Origin of the sequence: Cellulomonas sp., from assembly GCF_035634735.1 — a bacterium.
Lineage (GTDB): Bacteria > Actinomycetota > Actinomycetes > Actinomycetales > Cellulomonadaceae > Cellulomonas.
Window position 1 is genome coordinate 1 of sequence record NZ_DASQCJ010000014.1, and the last position, 5,438, is coordinate 5,438.

A 5,438-nucleotide genomic window follows, 5' to 3' on the forward strand; every position below is an offset into this window, starting at 1 on the left:
CCCGCGGGGCCGGGGGCGCGCGGCGCGGCCCGGACGAGCCGACCGCGGGATCGTGAATGATGCACCGGTGACCTTCCTCGACGACGCCCGCGCTGCCGCGCGCCTGCTGCAGGGCGTGGCGACCCGCACCCCGGTGGAGACCTCCCGCGCCCTGACCCAGATCGCCGGCGCCCCGGTGCTGCTCAAGTGCGAGAACCTGCAGCGCGCGGGCTCGTTCAAGATCCGCGGCGCCTACGTGCGGATGGCCCGGCTGTCGCCGGAGGAGCAGGCCCGCGGCGTCGTCGCGGCGAGCGCCGGCAACCACGCGCAGGGCGTCGCGCTGGCGGCGCAGCTGCTCGGCATCGACGCGGTGGTCTACATGCCGGTCGACGCGGCGCTGCCGAAGGTCGCGGCGACCAAGGAGTACGGCGCCGAGGTGCGGCCGCACGGCAGCAGCGTCGACGAGGCCCTGGTCGAGGCGCGCGCCGAGGCGGAGCGGACCGGGCGGGTGCTGATCCACCCGTTCGACCACGAGGACATCGTCGCCGGGCAGGGCACGCTGGCGCTGGAGATCCTGGAGCAGGTGCCGGACGTCCGGACGATCGTCGTGCCGCTGGGCGGCGGCGGGCTGGCCGCGGGCATCCAGGCCGTCGTGGCCGAGCTCGCGCCGCACGTCCGGGTGATCGGCGTGCAGGCCGCGCGGGCCGCCGCCTACCCGGCCTCGCTGGTGGCGGGGGAGCCGGTCGCGGCGCCCGAGCTGCACACCATGGCCGACGGCATCGCGGTCGGCACCCCCGGCGCCGTCCCGTTCGCGCTGCTGCGCCGGCACGGCTGCGAGGTGCGGACCGTGTCCGAGGAGGACCTGTCCCGCGCGCTGCTGCTGGTCGCGGAGCGGGCGAAGCTGCTGGTCGAGCCCTCGGGCGCCGCGGGCGTCGCCGCGGTCATGGCGGCGCCCGGCGAGCTGGAGGGCCCGGTCGTCGTGGTGCTGTCCGGCGGCAACATCGACCCGCTGGTGCTGCTCCGGGTCGTCCGGCACGGCCTCGCGGTGTCGGGCCGGTACCTGCAGCTGCGGGTGCGGGTGCACGACACCCCGGGCGCGCTGGCCGGGCTGCTGCGCGAGCTCGCGACGACCGGGGGCAACGTGATGCACGTGTCGCACGTGCGGACCGGGGTGGACCTGGAGATCGACGAGGTCGAGATCGAGGTCCAGGTCGAGACCAAGGGCCCCGAGCACTGCGCCCGGGTGCTGCAGCACCTGCGCGACGGGGGCTTCCGCCTCGCGGAGCACTGACGGCGGCACGGCGACGCGAGGCGGGCATGGACCGCGGCCGCGCGGTGTTGAGGAGGGCGTGGGCCGGAGCGGCCCGCCCGGACGAGAGGGACCACGGTGACGAGCACGACGACGACGACCACCCCGGCGACCACCGACCCGGCCGACGGCTGGGTCGACCCGCGCACGCAGATCGAGGTGGGCGTGCTGCTCGCCAACGGGCGGCTCGTGGGCCGGCGGTTCGCGTCCCGCGCGGAGGCCGAGGCGTTCGCGCGGCCGGAGGACGGCGAGCAGGTCGTCGAGTACAACCTGGTCTGCGAGTGCGTGGTCTGACGCCCACGAGGCCGCACGCACGAGGGCCCCGACCGGATCGCCGGTCGGGGCCCTCGTCGCGTCGCGGGGTGCGTCAGCCGGTGAAGGGCTTCGCGTCCGTGATCTCGACCGGGATGTCGCGGCCGTTGGGCGCGGTGTAGGTCACCTTCTCCCCGACCTTGCGGCCGTTGATCGACGCGCCCAGCGGCGACGTCGGGGAGAACACCTCGATGTCGGCGCTGCCGGCGATCTCGCGCGAGCCGAGCAGGAACGTCATGGCGTCCCCGGCGACCACCGCGGTGACGACCATGCCGGGCTCGACGACGCCGTCGTCCGGCGGGGTGCCGATCTGCACGTTGCGGAGCTTCTCCTTGAGCTCGCGGATGCGGGCCTCCTGCTTGGCCTGCTCCTCGCGGGCGGCGTGGTAGCCGCCGTTCTCCTTGAGGTCGCCCTCGTCACGCGCGGCGGCGATCCGCTCGGTGACCTCGGCGCGTCCCGGGCCCTCGAGGTGCTCGAGCTCTGCCTTGAGGCGGTCGTAGGCCTCCTGCGTCAGCCAGGTGGCGGCCTGCGTCGTGTCGGTCACGTCCACTCCTTCCTGCGTGTCGCGCGCCCGGTCGGGACGCGCCGTCGGTGACCCCGGCGAGGCGTGCGCGGGCCCGAGCGATGAACGGGGATGCCGTCTCCCTCGCGGTCGCGTCGACCTGCGGTGACATCGGGCGACGTCGGACCGGGGGCGGCGTATGAATCGGCAAGCATAGCAACTGGGGTGCTCCCACGCGGGTGGATCCCGCGGCGGGTGGATCCCGCGGCGGGTCGACCCCCGGCGTGGCCGGTCGTCACGCGGCCGAGCAGGACTCCACGACGGCCGACACGGCCAGCTCGGTCGTCGGGATCGTCGTGGTCACCCGCTGCGTGGCGGTGCGCGCGGGGCCGACCTCGACGGTCTGCACCCCGACCTCGGCGTAGGACTCCGACAGCGCCTGCACCCGGCAGGACACGGTGGCGTCGGCGTCCTTCGTGACGTCGAAGGTCAGCTGCGTGCTGGTGGGGCCGTCGACCTTGAAGCCGACCACCTTCCAGCTGAGCCCGTCCTGGCCGAGCGCGAGCCACGCGGCGACGGCGACGGCCAGCACGCCGAGCGCGATCATCGCGACGCGCCCGGCCCTGCGGCGACCGGGTCCGGCGGGCTTCCCGTAGCGCCCGGCGGGGAGCTCGGGGGCGGGGGTCGGGGTCGCCGTCACGTTCGTCTCCTGGGGGAACAGGCCGCGCGGGGGCCGCGCGGAGTCGTCGGGGTGCGACCATTGTCTCGCGCCGGGTGCCGCACCGGCGACGAGGAGAGGACGACACCACACCGTGACCGAGCAGCTGCGCCTGATGGCGGTGCACGCCCACCCGGACGACGAGTCGAGCAAGGGGGCGGCGACGACCGCCCGGTACGCCGCGGAGGGCGTGGACGTGCTCGTCGTCACCTGCACCGGCGGGGAGCGCGGCGACGTGCTGAACCCCCACCACCCGCCCGTCGAGGGCGGCATCGAGGGGATGCGCGCCGTGCGCCGCACCGAGATGGCCGCGGCGGCCGCCGCGCTCGGCGTGCGGCAGCACTGGCTGGGCTTCGTCGACTCGGGGCTGCCGGAGGGCGACCCGCTGCCGCCGCTGCCCGAGGGCTGCTTCGCGCTGCAGCCGCTCGAGGAGGCGGCCCGCCCGCTGGTCGAGCTGGTGCGCGAGTTCCGGCCGCACGTCATCACGACGTACGACCCGACGGGCGGCTACCCGCACCCCGACCACATCATGTGCCACAGGGTGGCGTTCGAGGCGTTCCACGCGGCCGGCGACCCGGAGCGGTACCGCGGGGCCGGCGAGCCCTGGGAGCCGCTGAAGCTGTACTACAACCACGGCTTCTCGATGGCGCGGATCCGTGCGGCGCACGAGGCGCTGGTCGAGCGCGGCCTGGAGTCGCCGTTCGGCGAGTGGGTGGAGTCCCGCGCCGCCCGGGAGATTCCCGAGCGCGAGGTCACCACGCTGGTCGACGTGCACGAGCACTTCGACGCGCGGGACGGCGCCCTGCGGGCGCACGCGACCCAGATCGACCCCGAGGGCTTCTTCTTCGCGATGCCGCGGGACCTGGAGCTCGAGGTCTGGCCCACGGAGGAGTTCGAGCTCGCCGAGTCGCGGGTGCCGACGACGCTGCCCGAGGACGACCTGTTCGCCGGCGTGCGGGAGGTGGTCGCGTGACCGGGCTGCTGGCGGTCGCGCACGGGACGCTGCTGCAGGGCTGGGGGTCGGTGGCCGCGGCCGTGAGCCCGTCGCCCTCCCCGTCGAGCATCGAGATCCCGCCGGAGGACCAGACGTCGCCCGGGCTGCTCGGGTTCCTCGTGACCTTCGCCGCCGCGGCGGCGGTCATCCTCCTGGCGTTCTCGATGGTCCGGCACCTGCGGGTCGTCGACCGGAACGCGCGCCGGCTTCGCGAGGCCGAGGAGGCGCCGGAGGGTTCCGCGCCGGCCGCGGGGGAGGGCCCGGCGGCCGACGGCCCCGAGCGCCCCGACGCCCCCGGCCCGACCCCGCCGCGGGGCCGGGCGTGAGCACCCCGCCGCCGGTCCGCCCGGCGGTGCGCGTCACGGTCGGTCAGCTCCGGGTGAGCGACGACCACGACGCCAACCGCGAGGTGGTGCGCCGGGCGTTCGACACCGCGCGCCGCGCGCGGGCGGACGTGCTCGTGCTGCCCGAGTACGCCTCGGGTTTCGACCCGCGGGGGACCGGCCCGGAGCACGCGGAGCCGCTGGACGGCCCCTTCGTGCGCCTGCTGCGGGAGCGCGCGGCCGCCGACGGCGTGGCGGTGCTCGCCGGCACGACGCTGCCGGGCGCGGACCCGGAGCGGGCCGTGAACGCGGTGGTCGCGGTCGGTGCCGACGGCGCGCTGGCGGGCGTGTACCGCAAGGTGCACCTGTACGACGCGTTCGGGCACCGGGAGTCCGAGCGCCTCGAGCCGGGACCGGCCGACGCGCCGCCGCTCACGCTCGACGTCGCGGGCGTCCGGCTCGGCGTGCTCACCTGCTACGACCTGCGGTTCCCGGAGTCCGCGCGCCGCCTGGTCGACGCCGGGGCGGAGGTGCTGGTCGTGCCCGCGGCGTGGGCGGCCGGCCCGCTCAAGGCGGAGCACTGGCGGACGCTGGCGACGGCCCGGGCGATCGAGAACACGGCGGTCGTGGTGGCGGTGGGCCAGGCGGGCCGGGGCGTCACCGGCCGGTCGCTGGTCGTCGGCCCGGACGGGGTCGTCGGCCTGGAGCTCGGCGAGGAGCCCGAGCTGCGGACGGTCGACCTCGACCCGGAGGCGCTGCGCGGCGTGCGGGAGTCGAACCCGTCGCTGGCGAACCGCCGCTACCGCGTGGTCCCGGCGGTCTGAGCCGTCGGTCCGCCGACGTCGGTGCTTCTGGCCGAGGTCGGTGGTGCCTGCCACCGACCTCGGCGCGAACCACCGACCTCGGCGCACGCGCCCCTGGGGGACGCCGGGCGGCGACGCGGCGGTCAGCCGCGCGGGCGGCCCTCCGGGTCGAGGTCGGTGTCCGGGGACGGCCAGAACGTCCGGAGCAGCTCCTCCGGCGTGAGCACCGCCTCGGCGTGCTCGACCGGCTCGTCGCCGCCGGCGAGCGCGCGCACCTCGTCGTGGATCCGCTCCATCGACGCGTCCAGCTGGGCCGCGACGTCCGCCGCGAGCTTGAGGGAGTCGGTGAGGTGCCGGGGCACCTGCCGGTCGTACTTGTAGTAGATCTTGTGCTCGAGGCTCGCCCAGAAGTCCATGGCGATGGTCCGCAGCTGGATCTCGACGACGACCTGCTCCACGCGGTCGGACAGGTAGACGGGCACCTGCACGATGAGGTGC

The 5,438-nt window shown here is 75.9% G+C and carries 8 protein-coding genes; 5 read left to right on the top strand and 3 right to left on the bottom strand.

The genetic code is table 11. The annotated features are described in order from the left end of the window. Positions 1 to 67 precede the first annotated feature (67 nt). Both ilvA and VER05_RS01330 read left to right on the top strand, forming a co-directional pair. Positions 68 to 1,270: a threonine ammonia-lyase gene (gene ilvA, locus VER05_RS01325; RefSeq protein ID WP_324843602.1), complete on the top strand. Its 1,203-nt coding sequence runs from the start codon at positions 68 to 70 to the stop codon at positions 1,268 to 1,270. Positions 1,271 to 1,366: 96 nt separating this feature from the next. After that, complete coding sequence (locus VER05_RS01330) at positions 1,367 to 1,582, top strand: hypothetical protein (RefSeq protein WP_324843603.1); 216 nt, start codon at positions 1,367 to 1,369, stop codon at positions 1,580 to 1,582. 73 nt (positions 1,583 to 1,655) lie between these two features. Here the strand turns inward: VER05_RS01330 and greA are convergent, their stop codons facing one another. Continuing rightward, positions 1,656 to 2,144, bottom strand: a complete 489-nt coding sequence (gene greA, locus VER05_RS01335; RefSeq protein WP_217614967.1) for a transcription elongation factor GreA — start codon at positions 2,142 to 2,144, stop codon at positions 1,656 to 1,658. Positions 2,145 to 2,397: 253 nt separating this feature from the next. After that, positions 2,398 to 2,802 carry a DUF4307 domain-containing protein gene (locus tag VER05_RS01340; protein ID WP_324843604.1) on the bottom strand — a complete coding sequence of 135 codons (405 nt, stop codon included), beginning with the start codon at positions 2,800 to 2,802 and terminating at the stop codon, positions 2,398 to 2,400. A gap of 133 nt (positions 2,803 to 2,935) precedes the next feature. On the opposite strand from VER05_RS01340, the gene mca reads away from it, so the two are divergent. The 3 genes from mca to VER05_RS01355 are packed head-to-tail and all read left to right on the top strand — an operon-like array spanning position 2,936 to position 4,961. Further along, positions 2,936 to 3,793, top strand: a complete 858-nt coding sequence (gene mca, locus VER05_RS01345) for a mycothiol conjugate amidase Mca (protein ID WP_324843608.1) — start codon at positions 2,936 to 2,938, stop codon at positions 3,791 to 3,793. Continuing rightward, positions 3,790 to 4,140, top strand: a complete 351-nt coding sequence (locus VER05_RS01350; RefSeq protein ID WP_324843605.1) for a hypothetical protein — start codon at positions 3,790 to 3,792, stop codon at positions 4,138 to 4,140. The genes mca and VER05_RS01350 overlap by 4 nt, the downstream gene beginning before the upstream one ends. Beyond that, a complete protein-coding gene (locus VER05_RS01355; RefSeq protein WP_324843607.1) occupies positions 4,137 to 4,961 on the top strand; it encodes a carbon-nitrogen hydrolase family protein in 825 nt (274 codons plus the stop codon). Before VER05_RS01350 ends, VER05_RS01355 begins: the two co-directional genes overlap by 4 nt. A 122-nt stretch (positions 4,962 to 5,083) precedes the next feature. On the opposite strand, the gene VER05_RS01360 is transcribed toward VER05_RS01355, so the two are convergent. Next, positions 5,084 to 5,438 (bottom strand): GTP pyrophosphokinase (locus VER05_RS01360; RefSeq protein WP_414647531.1); only part of this gene is annotated, 355 nt, incomplete at its 5' end.